The 20,669-nt window shown below is 64.4% G+C and carries 13 protein-coding genes and 2 pseudogenes; 4 read left to right on the top strand and 11 right to left on the bottom strand.

Features of this window, described 5'->3' with window-relative positions; all coding sequences use genetic code 11:
* Positions 1-146: 146 nt before the first annotated feature.
* Positions 147-578 (bottom strand): Lrp/AsnC family transcriptional regulator, encoded by a 432-nt coding sequence (locus F7R02_RS19655; protein ID WP_078589975.1) that lies wholly within the window; start codon positions 576-578, stop codon positions 147-149.
* Positions 579-700: 122 nt separating this feature from the next.
* Here F7R02_RS19655 and F7R02_RS19650 point away from each other — a divergent pair, with 122 nt between their 5' ends.
* Positions 701-2,197: an aminotransferase class III-fold pyridoxal phosphate-dependent enzyme gene (locus tag F7R02_RS19650; protein ID WP_078589974.1), complete on the top strand. Its 1,497-nt coding sequence runs from the start codon at positions 701-703 to the stop codon at positions 2,195-2,197.
* A gap of 349 nt (positions 2,198-2,546) precedes the next feature.
* Here the strand turns inward: F7R02_RS19650 and F7R02_RS19640 are convergent, their stop codons facing one another.
* The 4 genes and pseudogenes from F7R02_RS19640 to F7R02_RS19625 form a co-directional block, all read right to left on the bottom strand.
* Positions 2,547-3,254: a glycosyltransferase family 32 protein gene (locus F7R02_RS19640; RefSeq protein ID WP_078589973.1), complete on the bottom strand. Its 708-nt coding sequence runs from the start codon at positions 3,252-3,254 to the stop codon at positions 2,547-2,549.
* Between the two features lie 375 nt (positions 3,255-3,629).
* Positions 3,630-5,023 (bottom strand): annotated as a pseudogene (locus tag F7R02_RS19635) (purple acid phosphatase family protein).
* On the bottom strand, positions 5,020-6,138 hold the full coding sequence (locus F7R02_RS19630; protein WP_139370959.1) for a phytase: 1,119 nt from the start codon (positions 6,136-6,138) through the stop codon (positions 5,020-5,022). Before F7R02_RS19630 ends, F7R02_RS19635 begins: the two are co-directional and overlap by 4 nt.
* On the bottom strand, positions 6,135-8,693 hold the full coding sequence (locus F7R02_RS19625) for a TonB-dependent receptor (protein ID WP_167521067.1): 2,559 nt from the start codon (positions 8,691-8,693) through the stop codon (positions 6,135-6,137). Before F7R02_RS19625 ends, F7R02_RS19630 begins: the two co-directional genes overlap by 4 nt.
* Before the next feature lie 151 nt (positions 8,694-8,844).
* Here F7R02_RS19625 and upp point away from each other — a divergent pair, with 151 nt between their 5' ends.
* On the top strand, positions 8,845-9,477 hold the full coding sequence (gene upp / locus F7R02_RS19620) for a uracil phosphoribosyltransferase (RefSeq protein ID WP_005931906.1): 633 nt from the start codon (positions 8,845-8,847) through the stop codon (positions 9,475-9,477).
* Positions 9,478-9,854: 377 nt separating this feature from the next.
* On the opposite strand, the gene F7R02_RS19615 is transcribed toward upp, so the two are convergent.
* The 6 genes from F7R02_RS19615 to rsmD all read right to left on the bottom strand — a co-directional run bounded on the left by F7R02_RS19615 (position 9,855) and on the right by rsmD (position 15,932).
* Positions 9,855-11,615 (bottom strand): glycoside hydrolase family 9 protein, encoded by a 1,761-nt coding sequence (locus tag F7R02_RS19615; protein ID WP_078589972.1) that lies wholly within the window; start codon positions 11,613-11,615, stop codon positions 9,855-9,857.
* A gap of 289 nt (positions 11,616-11,904) precedes the next feature.
* Positions 11,905-13,683, bottom strand: coding sequence for a gamma-glutamyltransferase (gene ggt, locus F7R02_RS19610; RefSeq protein WP_033485227.1), 1,779 nt, complete (start codon positions 13,681-13,683; stop codon positions 11,905-11,907).
* Positions 13,680-13,964 (bottom strand): YfhL family 4Fe-4S dicluster ferredoxin, encoded by a 285-nt coding sequence (locus F7R02_RS19605; protein ID WP_003489796.1) that lies wholly within the window; start codon positions 13,962-13,964, stop codon positions 13,680-13,682. Before F7R02_RS19605 ends, ggt begins: the two co-directional genes overlap by 4 nt.
* Positions 13,965-14,195: 231 nt before the next feature.
* Positions 14,196-14,693 carry a hypothetical protein gene (locus F7R02_RS19595; protein ID WP_005931897.1) on the bottom strand — a complete coding sequence of 166 codons (498 nt, stop codon included), beginning with the start codon at positions 14,691-14,693 and terminating at the stop codon, positions 14,196-14,198.
* A gap of 46 nt (positions 14,694-14,739) precedes the next feature.
* Positions 14,740-15,246, bottom strand: a complete 507-nt coding sequence (gene coaD / locus F7R02_RS19590) for a pantetheine-phosphate adenylyltransferase (RefSeq protein ID WP_078589971.1) — start codon at positions 15,244-15,246, stop codon at positions 14,740-14,742.
* The gene (gene rsmD / locus F7R02_RS19585; protein WP_029829133.1) at positions 15,243-15,932 is read right to left on the bottom strand and encodes a 16S rRNA (guanine(966)-N(2))-methyltransferase RsmD; all 690 of its coding nucleotides are present in this window, start codon (positions 15,930-15,932) and stop codon (positions 15,243-15,245) included. The genes coaD and rsmD overlap by 4 nt, the downstream gene beginning before the upstream one ends.
* A gap of 173 nt (positions 15,933-16,105) precedes the next feature.
* On the opposite strand from rsmD, the gene htpG reads away from it, so the two are divergent.
* Positions 16,106-18,007, top strand: coding sequence for a molecular chaperone HtpG (htpG, locus tag F7R02_RS19580; protein WP_078589970.1), 1,902 nt, complete (start codon positions 16,106-16,108; stop codon positions 18,005-18,007).
* 198 nt (positions 18,008-18,205) lie between these two features.
* Positions 18,206-20,548: pseudogene (locus F7R02_RS19575) on the top strand (DUF6531 domain-containing protein); the annotation flags it as partial.
* Positions 20,549-20,669: the final 121 nt, after the last annotated feature.

Here is a 20,669-nt window from a genome sequence, read left to right as displayed (position 1 = left end):
GGATCGTTGTCTGGGTAGCCGCATAGTGTAACTGCGGCCGGGAATTGAGAATTGGGACTGGGGAATCGGACGGGCGGCAGCGCTTCATCGTCGCCTTTCCGCCCCCGATTCGCTGCTCTTACGATTCCCTATTCCCGATTCTCCATTCACCGCTCGAATTTGGTCGACAGGATGATCGCGCTGGTCGTGCGCTCCACGCCGTCGATGGCGCCGATGGCGTCGGTGAGCACGTCCATCTCGTTGACGCCGCCGACCACCCCCAGGGCGACCAGGTCGTAGGCACCGCTGACCGAATGCAGCAGGCGCACCTCCGGAATATCGCGCAGGGCCTTCACCACGGCAGGCATTTTCTTGGGCAGCACGGTGATCAGGATGTGCGCGCGGATGCGGCCCTGCTCGTAGTGGTCATGCGTGCGCACGGTGTAGCCGCTGATCACGCCGTCGCGTTCGAGCTTTTCGATGCGGCTCTGCACGGTCGTGCGCGAGAGCCCGAGCCGCCGCGCGATCTGGGCGGTGGAGACGCGTGCGTCTTCGCGCAGCAGCGATAACAGGCGTTCGTCGGACGGGGTGATCTTCACTATTGCGCATTCGTTTCGGCGAATCGCCGAAAATATCGTACTTCTTGCCCAGATTCACGCTGCCAAACGCCGATCTTCTGCCGATAATAGGAAGGGAACGCCACCTTTGAAGGAGATGCGCCATGTCCGTCCTTGCCCCGCTCGCCCCGCTGCGTGCCCATACCGGCCGCCGCCTGACCGAAGGCCTGGACGACGCGACCATCGCGCGCCTGGCCGTCAGCCACCCTGACCTGAAGGAGGCCATCCATGCGGCGGCAGCCGAATACGCGCTGGTGCGCGATGACGCCGCCGACCTGCTGGACCTGGACGAAGAGGCGCAGATCGGCGCAGTGCAGGAAGGTTTCATCAATTTCTACGCCGACGACGCAGTGACGCCTTACGTGGCACTGGCCGCACGCGGACCATGGGTGGTCACGCTCAAGGGCGCGGTGCTCTACGACGCCGGCGGCTACGGCATGCTCGGCTTCGGCCATACGCCGGCCGCGGTTCTCGAGGCCATGGCGCGCCCGCAGGTGATGGCGAACGTGATGACGCCCAGCCTGGCGCAACGCCGGCTCGATCGCGCCCTGCGTGCCGAGATCGGCCACAGCCGCGGCGGCTGCCCGTTCGCACGCTTCATGTGTCTCAATTCCGGCTCCGAAGCGGTGGGCCTGGCCGCCCGCATCGTCGATACCAACGCCAAGCTGCACACCGACCCCGGCGCGCGGCACGCCGGTGCCACCATCAAGCGCCTGGTGGTCAAGGGCAGCTTCCATGGCCGCACCGATCGCCCGGGCCTGTATTCCGATTCCAGTCGCAAGACCTATACCAAATACCTGGCCAGCTACCGCGACGAGGATTCGGTCATCGCGATCGCCCCGTACGACGTGGCCGCATTGCAACGCGCCTTCGATGAGGCCGCGCGCAATCACTGGTTTATCGAAGCGGTATTCCTGGAGCCGGTGATGGGCGAAGGCGACCCGGGGCGTGCGTTGCCGGCCGAGTTCTACGCCGCCGCGCGCGCGCTCACCCGGACCCATGGCAGCCTGTTGCTGGTCGATTCCATCCAGGCCGGGCTGCGCGCGCATGGCGTACTGTCGGTGGTGGACTACCCGGGGTTCGAGCAGCTCGACCCGCCGGATCTGGAGACCTATTCCAAGGCGCTCAACGCGGCCCAGTACCCGCTGTCGGTGCTGGCGGTGACCGAACACGCCGCGCAGGTGTATCGCAAGGGCACCTACGGCAACACCATGACCACCAACCCGCGCGCGCTCGATGTGGCTTGCGCCACGTTGGCCTTGTTCACGCCGCAGGTGCGCGACAACATCCGCATCCGCGGTGCGCAGGCGATTGCCAAGCTGGAAGCGCTGCAGGCCGAACTCGGCGGCTTGATCACCAAGGTGCAAGGCACCGGCCTGTTGTTCTCCTGCGAACTTGCACCGCAATTCAAGTGCTACGGCGCCGGTTCCACCGAGGAGTGGTTGCGCCATCGCGGCGTCAACGTGATCCACGGCGGCGAGAATTCGCTGCGCTTCACTCCGCATTTTGCGATGGATGAAGACGAGCTCGATCTGCTGGTCGGCCTGATCGCGCGTGCGCTCAAGGAAGGCCCACGCCAGGTGCAGGCCGAGGCAGCCTGATTCGCTCAACGCGGCATGCCGGCGCGTATGGCGTCGGTGTGCTACAGATGGCTGATAGGTCTGCTACCAGTTCTCTGCGGTGTGCCTTGGAACCCTGATCGGTGTCAGCGACAGTGGCGCAAGCCTTCGGTTGCGTCCACCGATCCAGGCTGGGCCATCAGCCATTGTCCGGCCTGCGTTGCCTGGTCCGAATTCGCGCAACACCTGCAACACACGATGCGAAGCGAATTGAACATGCAAGCTTGCGCTCGCATAAATCGCCGGCAGCATGCAGGGCAATGACCTCACTCAGATTCGACCCGAGCGGCCCTGCCCCAGGCCGATTGCCCTATCACGCGCACGCTGCCACTCAAATCGGCACAGCGTTCAACTTGCGGCGCAGGTAGTTGGTCAGCGCACGCCGCGGCGACTTGCCGCGCCACGAAGCCCAGCACAGGTGCGAGCCGACCGCGCTCTTGCCGCCACGATGGCCAAGCCCGAACCAGGTGCGATCCGGGTGGAAGGCATCGCGTGGCGGGAACAGGATGTCGGCGAACTGCCCACCGTGCGCGTTGTAGAAACGCGTCAGTCCACGCGGGCCCGAAATCATCGGAATCTCGCGGTGGTCCTGCAGCGTTTCCGGGGCATGCGCGGTAAAGATGTGCTCGATGAACGCGCGCCAGAACGGATGCCCGGGCTCGGAGCCGAACACGGCATTGCCGATCTTGAAGTCTTCCTGGCCCGGCGCACCTTCCTCGACGGGCAGCACCCAATGCTGCGACAGCACCTGCGCATCGAGCGGTCGTAGCAGTTTGTAGTCGGTGTCGAAGTAGAAGCCGCCATGTGCGTGCATGTACGCGCAGCGGGCGATATCGGCTTTCATCACACCGAAGCGAATCTGCTCGTAGCGCTCGGCAAACTCGGGGAACGCACGCCGCATCAGCTGGGAGTTATCGGCATCGTCCCAGACGTAACAAGTCCATCCAGGCAACAGGCGCTGCAGGCGATCGCAGATTCTGCGCTCTTCCCATAGCAGTTGCTTGGTAGGTGCGGTCAGGTGAATCAGTTGGGGAATCATGGGGGGCGACTCGGGCTATGGGGGAACCGAGCCGCCACCGCAGTGCCGCATCGATTCGGCTACCTGGTCGCTGGCCCGACCGCACCAACCGTAGTCGCACTATCGACGTGACATAAATCGCACTCGCTGATGATCAAACGCAGGCCCATAGAAACAAGCTATGCAGATGCGAAGTATTGAAACAACGCGTAAATGCAGTCGGAATCCTGATTAAACCGCTTGCTGCCTTGTCATATTCAAGGCGGCAGTCGGGCACGTCGAAGAAGCCGGCGGCGGACACACCGCTATGTGCACCTAGCTTGCAGATACGCTGCGCATTGCTGGCTCTGCCCACCGGCAGCACGGCATTGCGGACAGGCTATTGCCTGCCCTCGCTCATTCCCAGCATCGATCCGCACGCCCCTTGAGGGTTGCACTGCGCGGGCAATTGCGCGGCGCAATGCGTCCGGCCTCGCGTTCGATCAAGCGTTTGCTGCCGTTGCTGTCGCGTTGCAGTTCGAACGCGTCGTAGAGACGTCCGGTGGCCGTGCGCGATTCGTACACCAGATGCTGGCTATCCAGACGCAGCACCTGATAGAGCTGGGTGTCTTCGCCCACCGGGCGCATGGTGGTGCGCGCCATGTCCGACAGGCGGTACTGCTTGGGCCCGGCGACCGAGACCACGAATACCGGTGTCGCCTGCCCGGCCGCATCGCCGCGCCGGCCATAGGTGTGGTCGTGGCCCTGCAACACCAGATCCACCTTATGGCGGCGGATCACCGGCAACACCTGTTCGACCAACTTTTCGTTTTCGCGATCGGCGCGCGGCGAAAAGAATGGCTGATGGATCAGCACGATCGACCAGGGATGCGGGTTGTCGGCCAGCACCTTGTCCAGCCACTGCGCCTGCGCGGGGCCGGTGCCCAGATCCAGCGCCGAGGTGCCGTCGAGCACGGCAACGCGCACGCCCTGGTAGTCGAACCAGTAGCTGGTGCGCGCGGCGGCCGACGGTCCGTTGCGCGGCAATGCAAAGGTCACCGGCCAATGACTGCCGAGAATGCGCGTTGCCTGCGGCGTGTCCTCGCCTTCTTCGTGATACTCGTGATTGCCCGGCGCTGGCGCCACTGCAGTGCCTTCCAGCAGCCAGCGCCCGGCCTCGAACCACTCGGCCCATTCGTTGTCGTCCTGGCCGTCCTTGCCGCTGACCAGGTCGCCAGCGAACAAGGCCAGCCGCGCGTCCGGTGCCGAGCGCCAGGCCTGACGGATCACCCGCGAGACCAGGCTGAGGTTCTTGTTCTGTGTATCGCCGAAATACAGCAAGGTCAGCGGCGTGGTGGCTGTGGCAGCCGTGCGGAAGTGATTCCACGCGCCCCAGGTTCCCTGCCCCTGCACGCGGTACGCGGTACGCGGTACGCGTACATCGTGTCCGGCTGCAGCCCATCGACATCGGCGCGATGGTGATGCGAGCTGCCGTTTTCGCTGGCGAGCGTCAGCGTGCTCGCCCGAATGCGTCGGGGCGTACCCACATCCGGCGAATCGCCGGCGACCACCAGTTCCAGCCAGGGCCTCTCGACGCTGGCATCGGTGCGCCAGGCAACCGCAAACCCGGTGGCCGCGTCCTGGGCGGGGGTGGCAACGATGCGGTCCGGGAAGCCGTCGGCAACATAATGCATGGAACCCGCCGGCACCTGCGTATTGGGTTCGGCAGCGCGGTCGGCCGCCGACGCGTGAATGCTCGTGGTTGCGATCGCTGCCAGCAACGCGTAGATCGATGCGCGCCCGGCCATCATGGCGTGCACTCCTTCAGGCGCAATGTCCGCGCGATATCGCGCCAATCGAACGCGGCCACCGCCTGGTCGTCATGCAACGCGTAGAACACGCCGCCCGGAAAGCGCGCATCGCCGCGTTGATCCAGCCACACGCCATCGGTGTTGGCGGTCACACGGCCGGCAAAGGCGCCGACATGCGCCAACGTCTTGCGATCGAAGACCTGGAATACGCTGCGGTCCTTGAACTGATCGGTGGCGATCCAGTAGCCACTACCGTCGCTGCATGCGAACAGGCCGATGCCCTCGGCCTGCGCCTTGAACAGCCCGGCGCCGACGTCGCGGCCGCGATACCGCCCGTCCATGCCGTAGTCGCGCAACTGCGTGCCCACGGCCATGTCCTCTTCGGCAATCATCAGCCGCGCATTGGCTTCATCGCCGAACACCGATTCGGCAATCCGCACCGCGCCCGCTTCGCTGGTGTCGCCAAAACTCTGCGTCAGGCGTGCCTGCCAGCCCTGCCCTGCAGCATTGAGCTGATAACGCCGAAAGCGCTTGCCAAGTTCGGCCAGCGGCGGCGGCAGATCCTTGTTGGCCGGCGACATGTAGTTGTCGCTGACCACCACCTCGTAGCCGCCATCGTGCTTGCGTACCCACAGGCCGTAGGGCTCGCGCAACTCGTTCTGGCCAAACGCCGTCACCGGCGTGAGATCGGGCAAGGAGAAGACCTGCACGCGCCGGTTGTCGCGCTCCACCACGAACACCAGGTCATCGACCACCGAGATGCCATTGGGGCGGTCGAGTTTGCCCAGGGCTTTGCCCTTGCCGCCGACCACGTGCAGCCGCTTGCCGCTGTCGCCGTCGAACACCACCAGCGCATGCGTGCCCTTGGCCGTGGCGATCACCCAACGGCGGCCATCCGGCGCCAGCCAGCTGGCCGGCGAATCCAGGTTGTCCGATGGCGTCAGCGCGGTAATGAAGGCTTCCGGCACCACGTCGTGCGCCACCTTGGCCTCGCTGAGCAAGGGATCCTTCAGCAGCGCTTCGTCGGCTTCGCGGCCGGCCGGGGCGCTGGCGCAACCGACCAATGCGGCGGCGGACAGCAGCGTGATCTGCACGACGGTGCGTGGTGCGATCACAGCGCCACCTTCAGGCCAAGCGCGTAGGTGCGGCCGTACTCTTCATTCTGCAGGGTGCGCGAGCGGATGCCCTGATACAGCTCCAACGGCTCGTCCAGCAGGTTCTGCGCTTCCAGATACAGGCTGACGTGGCTGTTGAATTGATAGTTCATGCTGAAATCCAGCTGCGTGTGTGGGGCGACGTAGATATCGTACGCACGGCTCTGCCCGATGGTGTCCAGATATTGGCTGCGATACACCGCCGCCACGCGCGCGCTGAACCCGTATTTTTCGTAGCCCAGGTGGCCGCTGTAGATGCGCTTGGACGCACGCGGCAGGGTGAAGTCATCGCCGGCACGATTTTCCAGGCCCGGGTTGAAATCGCTGTCCAGCACCGTGGCGCTGGCACCCACCAGAAAGCCATTCCAGCCCTCGGGCAGGAAGTCCAGGGTCTGCTGCCAATTGAATTCCGCGCCGCGCACCTTTGCGGTGTCGCCATTGATCGAGCGTGTGACCTGCAGGCCCGGAAATTCCGCATCATCGGTATTGATGGTCTGCACGATGTAGTCGTCGATCGACTTGTGGAACACGCCCAGCGAGATCACGCCGGTGCTGCCGATGTATTTTTCGAACGACAGGTCCAGATTCTGCGAGCGGTACGGATCGAGATCGGGGTTGCCCAGACTCACCTCGTTATCGCCACGGTTGATGCTCACGCGCGGCGACACATCGCCGAACGCCGGGCGCGACAAGGTCTTGTTGGCCGCAAAGCGCAGTACCCAGTCATTGCCACTGTCGTAACGCAGATGCAGGCCGGGCAGCACGTTGGTGTAGCTGCTGGAGGCCTCGCGCGGCGTCACCGTGGCGGTGCGGCCATTGGCTGCCACGTCAACCTGGTTGCCGGTGGCATTGAACTGCGTATTTTCCACCCGCACGCCGGCGATCATGCGCAGCGCGCCGATGTCCCAGGTGCCCATCGCATAGGTGGCGAAGACATCTTCGGTGGCCGTGTAATCGTCCTGCAGCGAGGTCTGCAGATTGCCGCCCACATCTTGCGGGCGTGCACTGTACAGATCGCCGGAGGTGTTCCAGTAGCGGCGCATGCCGTCCGAGCCGATGCTCTGGCCCAAGGTGCCGCCGCGGTGTCCGGGCGCGGCGGTGGTCCAGTCGCTCAGGTCGATGGCCGGCCCACGACGCAGCTCGCTTTCGTCCACGTTGACCCCGCGCTCGCGCCAGCGGCCGAGCACGCCCATCTTCAGGCTGGAACGCTCGCCGTCGAAGCGCATATTGATCTGCGCGCTGCGCTCGCTGTCGTCCACCTGCGTGGGCGCAATCACGAAGCGATCGAATACGAAATCATCGTTGCTCTGCCAACCGTTGTCGGAAAAGCCCAGCTTCGGAATGCCACTGCGCTGATCCACCGTGGCCGCCAGATCGTCGCCGTCGTAATTGAAGCGCGCTTCCTTTTCATCGTTCACGCGTTCGCGGGTCTTGGTGTAGCCCAGCTTGTAATCCACGGTGGCGGCGCTCAGGCGGTTTTCGCCGCCCACGCTCAATGCCATGGTGTCTTCCTTCTTGGTGCGGTAGCGCACGCGCTTGGAAATGCTGTCGGCCGGCAGGTTGGCCACGGTATAGGTGCCGTCGCCATTGGCACTGACCTCGCCATCGCTCAAACCGAAGATGGTGCGCTGACGCGTTTCGGCATCGTCGAAGCGGCTGTAGAGCGTGCGCAGGTAGTAGCGGTTATCCGCGTCCGGGCGCCAGTCCAGATTGAGGTTCGCACCCATGCGGGTGCGTTCGATGAAGTATTTGCGGCGCTGCACTTCGCCGGCGAACAGATCGTCGTCCGCGCCGCCGTCGAAGGTGTCGTAGGCCACTTCGGTATTGTCCGATTCGAACTCGCGGTCCTGGTAGTTCACACCCACCGCCACCCCGAAGGTGCCATTGAAGATGTCGCTGTAGTTGAACGCGCCCTTCGGGCTGGTCTTGCCCGACAGCGATTGGTGGCTGGCTTCGATGGAGCCGCGCAACGTGCGTCCGTCGCGATCGAAGGCGGAGGTGGATTCCACCTGGATCGCCCCGCCGATGGAATCGCCCGGCATGTCCGGGGTCGGCGACTTGACCACCTTCAGGCGCTCGGTGGAATCGGAGGGAATCACGTCCAGCGGTGCCGAGCGCGTGCCGTCTTCCGGCGTGCCCATGGTCATGCCGTCGATGGTGACGCTGTTGAGCGACGAATCCAGGCCGCGGATGACCACGAAGCGGCCTTCGCCCTGGTCGCGCGTGACGCTGACGCCGGGCAGGCGCTGCAAGGATTCTGCAACATTCTTGTCCGGATAACGTCCCATCGCATCGGAGGCGACGGCATCCTGGATGGCATCGGAGGCACGCTTGAGATCGACTGCGCGCTCCTGCGCTTCCAGCTGCGGGCGCACCTCCAGCCGCTCCAGGTCGATTGCCGCAGCGCTGGCAGCGCCGCCAGTGGCCGCACCCTCGGCCGCATGCGCCAGCGGACTCCACGTAGCCGCAGCCAACGTCAGCGTGATCGCCAGGCAGAGCGGAGTCTTGTTCAACACGGGTGCTTCCCCAATCGGTTAAGAATGGGTGGGCACACTATGTCTACGACGTTTCACTGACATGACATATGCATCGGCGATCACACCCGAAATGTGGCGACACACCGCGCGGCTGCGGCACACTGTGCCTCTCTCCCGCCTGCCCCCACCCATGAAAATCGTCGAAGTCCGCCACCCCCTCGTCCAGCACAAGATCGGCCTGCTGCGCGATGCCGCCTTGAGCACCAAGGGCTTCCGCGAACTGGTCACCGAACTGGGCACGCTGCTGGCCTACGAGGCCACCGCCAACCTGGACACCGAATCGCACACCCAGCCGGGCTGGGCCGGCCCGGTGACGGTGCAGCGCATTGCCGGCGCAAAGATCACCTTGGTACCGATCCTGCGCGCCGGTCTGGGCATGCTGCCCGGCGTACTGGCACTGATTCCTGCCGCACGCGTGAGCGTGGTCGGTCTGCAGCGCGATGAAGAGACCCTGCAACCGGTGCCCTATTTCGAACGCCTCACTGGCCGCCTGGAAGAACGCGACGCACTGATCCTGGATCCGATGCTGGCCACCGGCGGCACCCTGATCGCCACCATCGACATGCTCAAGCGCGCGGGCGCACGGCGCATCAAAGGCATCTTTCTGGTCGCTGCGCCGGAAGGCCTGAAGGCGCTGGAAGCGGTGCACCCGGATGTCGAGGTCTATACCGCGGCCATCGACGACCACCTCAACGACAAGGGCTACATCCTGCCCGGCCTGGGCGATGCAGGCGACCGGATCTTTGGGACGCGGCTGGAGTAAGTTTAAGCCCCTCTCCCCCCGGGAGAGGGGTTGGGGTGAGAGTACGGCATGCCAGTGTTCTTGCTGCCGCCCTACCCTCATCCGGCGCTACGCGCCACCTTCTCCCGACGGCAGAAGGAAATGCCGCAGCGCGTCCGATCTCGATCATGTTGCTGGTTATAGCTAAAAGCGTCATTCAGAGATGCAGGTGACCGAACCTTTGGTACGCAGGCAGCATGAATTGCAGCAGATCTAAGCCCCTCTCCTGCGGGAGAGGGGTTGGGGTGAGGGTACGATGTGTCGGTGTTCCTGCCGACGCCGTACCCGCATCCGGCGCTACGCGCCACCTTCTCCCGGAGGAAGAAGGCAAGCGTTCTGTCGCGCTGAAAACGCCCGCCTCAGCGCGTCGACGCCTCGATCGCCGCGCTCACATACACCAGCGGCGCATTCCAGTTGATCGCCACCTCGTTGGTGGAGTAGCTGCAGAAGTTGTCCAGGTATGACAACGCCGGCCGTTTGGAGGGATACGGCACCTTGCACTCCTTGGCATCCTGCTGCCCCGGCTGCGGGCCGCCGACCAGCCAACCCGGTACCGGCGCTTCGATACCATCGGCCTCGGAGGGGCGGTGATGGATATGCATCGGGGTGCGTTTGCCTATCCCGGTCACGAACGACAGCCCCAGCGGATTGCGGCCCAGGATGTAGTCCAGCTGCGATTGCGCCGCATCCAGAAACTGCCGCTGCTGCGTCAGCCGGTAGCCCTGTAGCAGCATCATCGCGCGGTTGAGCACCCCTGCATTGCTGCCCCACACGAAATCGCCATCGTTCATCGCCAGCCGCCATGCCGATGATTGCCAGGTGTCGGCCAACTGCTGTGCCAGGCCGGTGATCTCCCGTGCGATCCGCGCGCGATCGGCATGCGGCGTGAGTTGCTCGCGATGCCCGGCCAACGACATCCAGGCCAGGCCACCGACATTGCCCCACGACGGCACGGTGGCCGGCACGTTGCGCGCGATCATCGCATCGTAGAACCCATCCTCGCCGGTGGCGATGTACAACTCGGCCGCCGCCCAGGCGAATTCGTCGTCCAGGTGCGCATCGTCGTAACCGCCGGTGCGCACGTCGCTGGGCTGCTGGTAGATCACATCCGGATGCTGCTTCGCCCACGCCCACGCAGCCCGCGAGGCTTTCAACATGCGCGCCGACAGACCCGGATACTGCTTTTCAAACGGCGCATACACGCGGCTGGCCACGGCCATCACGGCAGCGAAGTCCAAGCTCGCGGCAGTCGTCTTCATCACCACGTAGCGCTGCTGCGTGGCCTGATCCGGCATCACCAAGCCATCGAACTGCTTGTCGGTGAGCTTGTGGTACACGCCGCCATCGGCCGGGTCCTGCATGGCGAGCATCCAGTCCAGATTCCACCCGGCCTCCTGCAGGATGCCGGGCACGCCGGGCGCATCGTCGGGGATGGTCAACGGTTTGGATTTGAAGAACGCCGGATACTGCTCGTAGGCCGCCAGCAAGGTGTAGGTGCTGATGCCGGAATTGACCACGTACTTGTTGTAGTCGCCCGCGTCGTACCAACCTTTGGGCGTGCTGATCACGCTATCGGCTGGACGCGTCGCAGACGCTGCGGACCGATGGATGCGCACCTGCGTATCCGGGTGCCCTGCCGCGCGCGCATAGCGCCCGGCGTAGCGTGCCGGCAGTGCGGTGCTGGCACGGTTGAAGTAGAACGCCTTCAACGCTGCATCGACCAGGGGCTGGTAGGCATGCGCGTTGATGGCGAAGGTTTCCGATGCCGGCAGCCCGTCGACCTTCAACCGATAGGTCCCGGCCGCACGCAGCCCGGAAAAATCCGCCACCCGCGCCTGCTGACCGGCCGGCGACCACAGCGCGGCCGGCTGCAGGATTCCCTGCAACACGCTGCGTCCCTGTGCATCTTCGACCGTGAAGCGGTCCGAACGGTTCGCGGCGCCCTGCGGCGGCAGCCCGACGATCGCCAGTTTTGCCGAGCCCGGCAGATAGCCCAGCTGGTTGACGTGGATGGCGTCGCTGGCCGCCATGGCCTCCTGCCTGCCGGGCGTCTCGGCAGCGCAGGCGAGCACTGGCGAAACGACCATCAGGCTGGTGAGCAGAGTCTTGAAGATAGTCATGCCGCGATGGTCGCCGCATTATCTTGCAGCGACAAGTCCAATGCCGGCATAGCCGATGCGTCAATCCGCATCGCTGCGGTAATGCGCCCGATGCACGGATCGCCTCGCACGCAGCCATGCCGCGCTCATCATCACTGCATGCCACCGATCAACTGCATGCCGGGCCGGCGGCAAACGCGCCACCCCGGGCAACCACGGTCGCATTGCATCTGCGGCGGTCGATCGAAACAACGAACAACGCCCGGCCGCATTGCCGGCTACCGGGCGTCAACGCAATGGGTTTCACACCTTAGTGTGCCGCAGTGTCCAACTGCACTTGCGCCTTGCCCACCGGGTTGCGCGGGTCGCTGCCGCCGCTGAGCACGTTGCTGCGCTTGTCCCACTCCACCGTTTGCAGGTTGCCCCACACATGGCTGGAGCCGCGGCCGCCTTCGGCGGTGTCGCCTGGCAATTTCAGCGCATGCCCCATCGCTTTCAGGCCCTTGGCGGTCTGCGCCGAAAACGCGTCGGTCTCGGCATCGATCACGTCCGGCAGCCACTGGTGGTGATAACGCGGCAAGGCGCTGACCGCCTGTGCATCCAGGCCGGCGTCATAGCCCAGGATCCCCAGCAGCACCATGGTGATGATGCGGCTGCCGCCCGGGGTGCCGAGCACGATCGCCTTGTCGGCCGATTCCATGAAGGTGGGCGTCATCGAGCTGAGCATGCGCTTGCCCGGCTTGGGCGCGTTGGCGGCGTAGCCCATCACGCCGAACGCGTTCGGGGTGCCGGGCTTGAGCGCGAAGTCGTCCATCTCGTTGTTGAGCAGCACGCCGGTGCCCTTGGGAATCAGGCCCGAGCCGTACAGCAGGTTCACCGTCTGGGTGGCGCCAACGCGGTTGCCTTCGCCATCGATGATGGAAAAGTGCGTGGTCTCGTCGTCTTCCAGCGGCGTGGGGTTACCCGACAGCAGATCGCTGGGGGTTGCCTTGTCCGGGTTGATGGTGGCCCGCAGGCCTTGCGCGTAATCCTTGCTGGTCAGCACGCGCTGCGGCACGTCCACAAAGTCCGGGTCGCCCAGGAAGAAGGTGCGATCCCGATAGGCGCGACGCATCGACTCCACCACCAGATGGGTGCGATGCACGTCATCGAGCGTGTTCAAATCCCAGCCTTCCAGAATCTGCAGCATCGCCGCCAGCGCAATACCACCGGACGACGGCGGCGGCGCAGTGGTGATCTTCCAGCCGCGGTAGTCGAACTGGATCGGCGCGCGCTCCTTGACACGATAGCCGGCCAGCTCGGCCGCGCTCCACTGGCCGCCGGCCTGCTTCACGCCGGCCAGCAGCTTCTTGGCCGTTTCGCCCTTGTAGAAGCCGTCGAACCCCTTGTCGCCGAGCAGCTGCAGCGTATGCGCCAGCTCCGGCTGCTTGAAGATCTCGCCTTCGGCAATGGGCTTGCCGCCGCGCAGATACACCGCGCGCGTACCGGGGTAACGCTCCATCACCTCGCGTCGCGAGGCATAGCCCTTGGCCATGCGCGCATACACCGGGAAGCCCTCGGTCGCGATGCGAATCGATGGCGCCAGCGACTGCTTGAGCGGCAGGCGGCCGTGCTTGGCAGCCAGCTCCACCAGCGCTGCGGGCAGGCCCGGGATACCCGCCGACCACGGGCCGTTGACCGAGCGGTCGCGGTCCAGCTCGCCCTTCTTGTCGAGAAATTGCGCTTCGGTGGCCGACGCGGGCGCGGTTTCGCGCGCGTCCAGCATCACGTCCCTGCCGGTCTTGGCGTCGTGCAGCAGGAAGAAACCGCCGCCGCCCAGCCCCGAGCTGATCGGCTCGACCACCGCCAGTGTGGAGGACACCGCCACCGCGGCATCGAATGCATTCCCGCCTTCGCGCAGGATCTGCAGGCCGGCATCGGTGGCCAGCGCATGGCCGCTGGCGATCGCCGCGCCGGGCGGATGCGCGGCAACCGCTGCGGTGGTGGCCGTCGCCGGCTTGGCGGCATCGGCGCACCAGGCCGCTGGCGCCAGCACAAAGGCCAGCAGAAACACGCCGCGCGAAGAAAAACGTCGGGAAAAAGTGCTCACGGGGCGGGGGGCTCCTGTTCGTACAATTCGGGATGATCGCGCTGCAACTGCATCAGCTTGGCCAGCAACTGATCATGGGTTTCCGGAATGGCCGGATCCGGGTCGATGCATTCGACCGGGCACACCACCACGCACTGCGCTTCGTCGAAATGGCCCACGCACTCGGTGCAACGTGCCGGATCGATGACGTAGATGGTTTCGCCCATCGAAATGGCCTGATTCGGGCACGCCGGCTCGCAGACGTCGCAGTTGACGCAGAGCTCGTTGATTTTCAGAGACATATCGGCACTACGATGCGACGCGACACAGCGCGCTGCAACCGCAGGCGCTGGAACGCAATGTACTGCCGCAGCCCGGCGTACGTGGCGCGCAGGGGCAGGTGGACAACGCCGTGGGCGCTGTCGGATACCGGCCTGACGCGGCCGGCTCCGGTGGACTGCGAACTCGGCAGCATGGTGCATTCCCAGGCTGCGGCCGGATGCGCCCTCCCGCGCACCCGGCCTGGTACGGCATTACTTGGCTTCAACGAAGATGTATTCCGCGCCCTTGGGCTGGACGATGGTCTGCACACGGGCGTTATCGGCGGCATTGCCGATGAACAGCACGCGCACACCCTTCATCGAGTCCGGTGCCACGTCCTTGAACGCTGCATCGATCAGGTCGGCCATCTTGCTGGACGCCGACGAACCGAAGGCCAGCATGTTGCCCGGCTGCACGCCGCGCGCCAGTGCGGTCTTGACACTTTCCAGCTGACGCTCGTAGCTGCCGGCAAATTCGGCGTCCGACTCCGGCGGCAAGTAGTACAGGAACGGGCTGTTGGTGGTGGTGCCCAGGTTCTGGCCGACCACTTCCTGCAGGTACTTCTTCCAGCCGGCGTTGTCGTCCTTGGCCGGTGCGGTCAACGGGGCCGGTGCGGCGGCCGCGGTCGGCGCCGGCTCTTCCTTCTTGCAGGCGGTGACCGCGAGAGCGGCGATCGAAGCGAGCGCCAGAGCGCGCATGGTGTGTTTCATGAAACTCCTCCCTTTGAAATGCGTGTGGTGATGTAACTGCAGATGATCAGGCCTGCGCGCGGGACTGCCGCACCTGCCGCAAGGCCTCGACAACCGATGCCGGCACGAAGCCGGACACATCCCCGCCCAGCCGCGCGATTTCGCGCACCAGCGAGGACGAGATGAAGCTGTATTGCTCGGCCGGGGTGAGAAACAGCGTTTCCACTTCCGGGATCAGATGGCGGTTCATGCTGGCCATCTGGAATTCGTATTCGAAGTCGGACAATGCCCGCAGGCCGCGCAGCAGCACGCCGGCGCCCATCTCGCGCACGAAATGCGCCAGCAAGGTATCGAAGCCGCGCACTTCCACATTGGTATGCGCCGCCAGCGCTTCCTGGGCCAGCGCCACGCGGCGCTCCAGCGACAACGCCGGGCCCTTGGAGGGGCTGTACGCCACGCCCACCACCACGCGCTCGAACAACGGCGCGGCGCGATTCACCAGGTCGATATGCCCATTGGTGATCGGGTCGAAGGTACCGGGATAGACGGCGGTGCGGCTATTGGCAACGCTCATACGGAGACTACCGGGGTCGGATCGCTCTTCAGTGTAGCAGCGGCCCGGCGGTACAGCGCATAGCGCACCTCACGGGTGGCGCCCTCGCGGTGCAGGTGCCAGCCGGCCGGTAGCAGCGGCGGCGCATCGGCGGGCGCTTCCAGGTAGAGCCAGGCGTCGGCAGCCACATGCGCCGGCAGGCGCTCCAGCACAGCCGGCCACAGGCCGGCCGCGAACGGCGGGTCGACGAACACGATATCGGCCAACGCTGCGGGCGCACGCTCCAGCCAGCGCACCGCATCCTCCTGCAGCACCTGCACCTGCGTGGCGGCGTCGAGCCGGGTCACGTGCTCGCGCAGCCGCTGCACCAAGCCGGGGTCGCGTTCGATCAGGGTGGCATGCGCCGCGCCGCGCGACACTGCCTCCAGGCCCAGCGCGCCCGAGCCGGCGAACAGATCCAGCACGCGCGCGCCGGGCAGGCGCGGCATCAGCCAGTTGAACACCGTTTCGCGCACCCGGTCGCTGCTGGGGCGCAGGCCAGGCAAGCTGGGCACTGCCAGCCGCGTATTGCGCCAGCGCCCGCCCACGATGCGCACCTGCCCTTCCGCGCCACGCGGCGCCGGACGCTGCGGGCGGCTCATCGCCACGCACCTGTCGAGGGCGGGCGGGTACAGCACGGCAGCAGCGCAGTTGGCGACATGGCTCAAGGCAGGACGAACGGCCGGCCATGATACCGCCGCCATCGCCGCGGCCGCCCTACCCCGCGCCAGCCGCCGCGCGCGGCACATTCGCGCAGGCCCGCCTTGAAAAATCGGTAGACGGCCGCATCCCCAGGCCATCGGCCCAGTTGCGGCCTGGACTACCACGGAGCACGACCCCAATGACCGTTGAAACCGATAAGCAGACGCTCGGCTTCCAGACCGAGGTCAAGCAGCTGCTGCAGCTGATGATCCATTCGTTGTACTCGAACAAGGAAATCTTCCTGCGCGAGCTGGTCTCCAATGCCGCCGACGCCGCCGACAAGCTGCGCTTCGAAGCCCTGGTCAAGCCCGAGCTGCTGGAAGGCAGCGGCGAGCTGCGCATCCGCGTCGACTACGACAAGGACGCGCGCACCGTCACCATCGACGACAACGGCATCGGCATGAGCCGCGAGGATGCGGTCTCGCACCTGGGCACCATCGCCAAGTCCGGCACCGCCGATTTCCTCAAGCACCTCAGCGGCGACCAGAAGAAGGACGCCAACCTGATCGGCCAGTTCGGCGTAGGCTTCTATAGCGCGTTCATCGTCGCCGACCAGGTGGACGTGTATTCGCGCCGCGCCGGCCTGCCGGCCAGCGAAGGCGTTCACTGGTCCTCGCGTGGCGAAGGCGAATTCGAAATCGCCAGCGTCGACAAGCCCGAGCGCGGCACCCGCATCGTGCTGCACCTGAAGGAAGGCGAAGAATCGTTCGCCGATGGCTGGACGCTGCGCGGCATCCTCAAGAAATACTCCGACCACATCGGCCTGCCGATCGAGATGCGCAAGGAGCATTACGGCGAAGCCGCCGACAAGCCGGCAGAGCCGGAGTGGGAAGCCGTCAACCGCGCCAGCGCGCTGTGGACGCGCCCCAAGTCCGAGATCAAGGACGAGGAATACCAGGAGTTCTATAAACACGTCGCGCACGACGCGGGCAACCCGTTGGCGTGGAGCCACAACAAGGTCGAAGGCAAGCTGGAATACACCTCGCTGCTGTTCGTGCCCGGCCGCGCGCCGTTCGACCTGTACCACCGCGATTCGGCCAAGGGCCTGAAGCTGTACGTGCAGCGCGTTTTCATCATGGACCAGGCCGAGCAGTTCCTGCCGCTGTACCTGCGTTTCATCAAGGGTGTGGTGGATTCGTCGGACCTCTCGCTCAATGTTTCCCGGGAGATCCTGCAGTCCGGCCCGGTGGTCGACTCGATGAAGTCGGCACTGACCAAGCGCTCGCTGGACATGCTGGAAAAGCTGGCCAAGGACAAGCCGGACGACTACGCCACGTTCTGGCGCAACTTCGGCCAGGCATTGAAGGAAGGCCCGGCCGAGGATTACGCCAACCGCGAAAAGATCGCCGGCCTGCTGCGCTTCTCCTCCACGCACGACACCAGCGGCGCGCAGAGCATTGGCCTGGCCGACTACGTAGGTCGTTTGGCCGAAGGCCAGGACAAGCTGTACTACCTCACCGGCGAGAGCTATGCGCAGATCAAGGACAGCCCGCATCTTGAGGTGTTCCGCAAGAAGGGCATCGAAGTGCTGCTGCTCACCGATCGCATCGACGAATGGCTGATGAGCTATCTCACCGAATTCGACGGCAAGTCGTTCGTGGACGTGGCACGCGGCGACCTGGACCTGGGCAAGCTGGATTCGGAAGAAGACAAGAAGGCGCAGGAAGAAGTCGCCAAATCCAAGGAAGGTCTGGCCTCGCGCATCAAGGCAGCGTTGGGCGACGTGGCCGAAGTACGCGTTTCGCACCGCCTGACAGACTCCCCCGCGATCCTGGCGATCGGCCAAGGCGACCTGGGCCTGCAGATGCGCCAGCTGCTGGAAGCCAGCGGCCAGGCGGTGCCGGAAAGCAAGCCGGTATTCGAATTCAACCCCACCCATCCGCTGATCGAAAAACTGGATGCGGAGCAGGATATGGATCGCTTCGGCGACCTGAGCCGTGTGTTGTTCGATCAGGCGGCGCTGGCTGCAGGCGATAGCCTGAAGGATCCTGCGGCCTATGTGCGGCGGTTGAATAAGTTGTTGTTGGAGTTGTCGGTGTAAGCGCTGCGGTGATGGAGCAATGAGCAAAGACCGGCGATTCCGCCGGTCTTTGCATTTGGGCTCAGGCACCGCGCCAGTTAGTGCGGATGCTTTTACAGCCGGAGTGCTTGGCAAACGGATATAGCCCCCATATGCTTCTTTCACGCGAGCCTCACTACAGCTGCGTGCAGAAAATTACACTACAAGGAAAGTGAAGCAATGAAAGATCTTGCGCAAAGGCCACCCGAAAAAATTCTCCATGGCGCTAGGTTAAGATTTTTGATTGCACTCGTCGTGATGTGCTTGTGTTTCATCCCGATACCAAAAGCTCAAGCTGTTGACTCAGTTTTGTGCAATGCGGGCACAAGCCTATGTGACCAAGGGCAGGCCTATCTCAATGCTTTGAGAGAAGGCAACGAAGCGATTTGCGGATACGGAGCAATAAACACCCACAGCGGTAAAGTAAATGATCGAACATTTGATCAGCGTTACGAAGCAGTCGTCGAATGCTATCGCGCGTTTGATAACTACACTTGGATTTCTTATCTAGACAGCAGTTTCTACGCCTCTACCTGCACCGCCCGCCCTTCCATTGCCCCAGCAGCCGGCAGCACCGACAAAGTCTGTCAACAAGGCTGCGAGTACACCGTCGGCACCAATGGCGGCCAGCCAGTCGCCACGCCCAACGGCGCAGTCTGCGCATCTCCTCCCTCCATCGATCCTGGCAAGAACAACGGCTGTTGCGACGCCACCACCGGGCCGACCACGGCCGGCAATCCCGCGAACGTGTTCACCGGGGCCAAACTCGAAACCGCAGTCGATTACCGCGCCCCGGTTGGACATCTGGAGTTCGTACGCTATTACAGCAGCGCAGCTGGCTTGCAGCCCGTTACCGCACTCGGTTCCACATGGCGGCATAGCTACGCACGTGCGTTGACGGTGGCCGATGCAGCAACCGTGGTCCTGACACGTCCCAACGGCAATTTCTACACCTTCAAGAAGTCTGCCAACGGGATCTGGACGCCCGACTGGGACGTGCGCGAAGTGCTGACCGAACTCCTCGACAACGGCGTGCGGACCGGCTGGCAAGTCACCACTGCAGACGATACGCAAGAAACCTTCGGCCCCGACGGCAAACTGACCGGCATGGCCTATCCGGATGGCGAGCGACTGACGTTGACCTATGCCGGCACGCAATTGCAGTCGGTGCGGGGCCTGCGCGGCCGGCAAATCGTGTTTGCCTACCAAGCCGGCAGGGTCGCCCAGGTCACGCTACCCGATGGTGCAACCCTCGGTTATGGCTATGACACCCAAGGGCGCTTGAGCTCGGTGGCCTTGCAGGCGGCAGGAGCATCGGCCTCCTCGACGGTGGCCACTTATGGATATGGCGATTCACGCTTTCCGGATGCGCTGACGACACATCGCGATGCACAAGGCCAGGTCTATGCGTCATGGAGCTACGATACGCAAAAACGTGTGACCCGCAGCGTGCATGGCAATCCGGCAGGAGCGATCGACCAATTCACGATCGCCTATGCAGGCACCACCTCTACTGTCACCACGCCATCAGGAAACACCATCACGCGCACTGGCCTGTCCAAGCTCGGCCAGGCCAAGGTGGTCGCAGTCCAGGGGCTATGCCCGGAATGCACGAGCGCATCGTTCCAGTCCCGCAGCTATGACGGCAATGGCTATCCCGATCTGGAAGTCGATTTTGCCGGCGTCTCCACCGACTGGACTTACAACTATCGGGGTCTCCTGACCAGCAAGATCGATGCCGCCAACGATACGGCCGGCCGCAAGCGCACGGTACAAACCGATTGGCACGCCAGCTTGCGTCAACCTGTAGACCGCCGCAGCTATGACGCCGCCAATGCGCTGGTGGCCAGGACAGCCTGGACCTACAACGCCAGAGGCCAGGCACTGACCATCTCGCAACTCGACCCAGCTGGAAGTCCCTCCCGCGTCGTTACGCAACGTTATTGCGAAGAAGCCGATATCGCCACCGGCACCTGTCCGCTGGCGGGCGTACTGCTCTCCAGCGATGGCCCGCGCAGCGATATCGCCGACAGCACGCGCTACAGCTACTACCTCAGCGATGATGCGAGTTGCGCTGCAGCACCAACGACCTGTGCGCACCGCAAAGGCGACTTGTAGAAAGTCACCAACGCCCTCGGCCAAACCACCGAATACCTCGCCTACGACGGCGCCGGCCGCCCGCTGTCCATCAAGGACACCAACGGCATCGTCACCGACTACACCTATCACCCGCGCGGCTGGCTGACGGCCAGCAAGGTGCGCGGAAGCGATGCGTCCAGCGAGGCCGATGACCGCATCACCCGCATCGACTACTGGCCCACCGGCCTAGTCAGGCAGGTCACCCAGCCCGATGGCGCGTTCACTGCCTTCACCTACGATGCAGCGCATCGGCTGACCGACATCACCGACAACGCGGGCAATACCGTCCACTACACCCTGGACAACGCCGGCAATCGCGTCAAGGAAGACACCAAGGACGCGGCCGGCACGTTGAAGCGCACGCTCTCGCGCGTGTACAACCGTAAGCTCCCCCGATCCGCAGACACCGCATAAGTAGATCTTTCTGGCATCGTTCCCAAGTCAGGAGGTTCCATGCGCACATCGAAGTTCACCGAGACACAGATCATCGCCACGCTGAAGCAGG

Origin of the sequence: Xanthomonas cissicola (assembly GCF_008801575.1) — a bacterium.
GTDB classification, from domain to species: Bacteria; Pseudomonadota; Gammaproteobacteria; order Xanthomonadales; family Xanthomonadaceae; genus Xanthomonas; species Xanthomonas cissicola.
The sequence above is the reverse complement of the archived record's forward strand: the minus strand, read 5'-3'. Positions and strand labels throughout refer to the sequence as shown.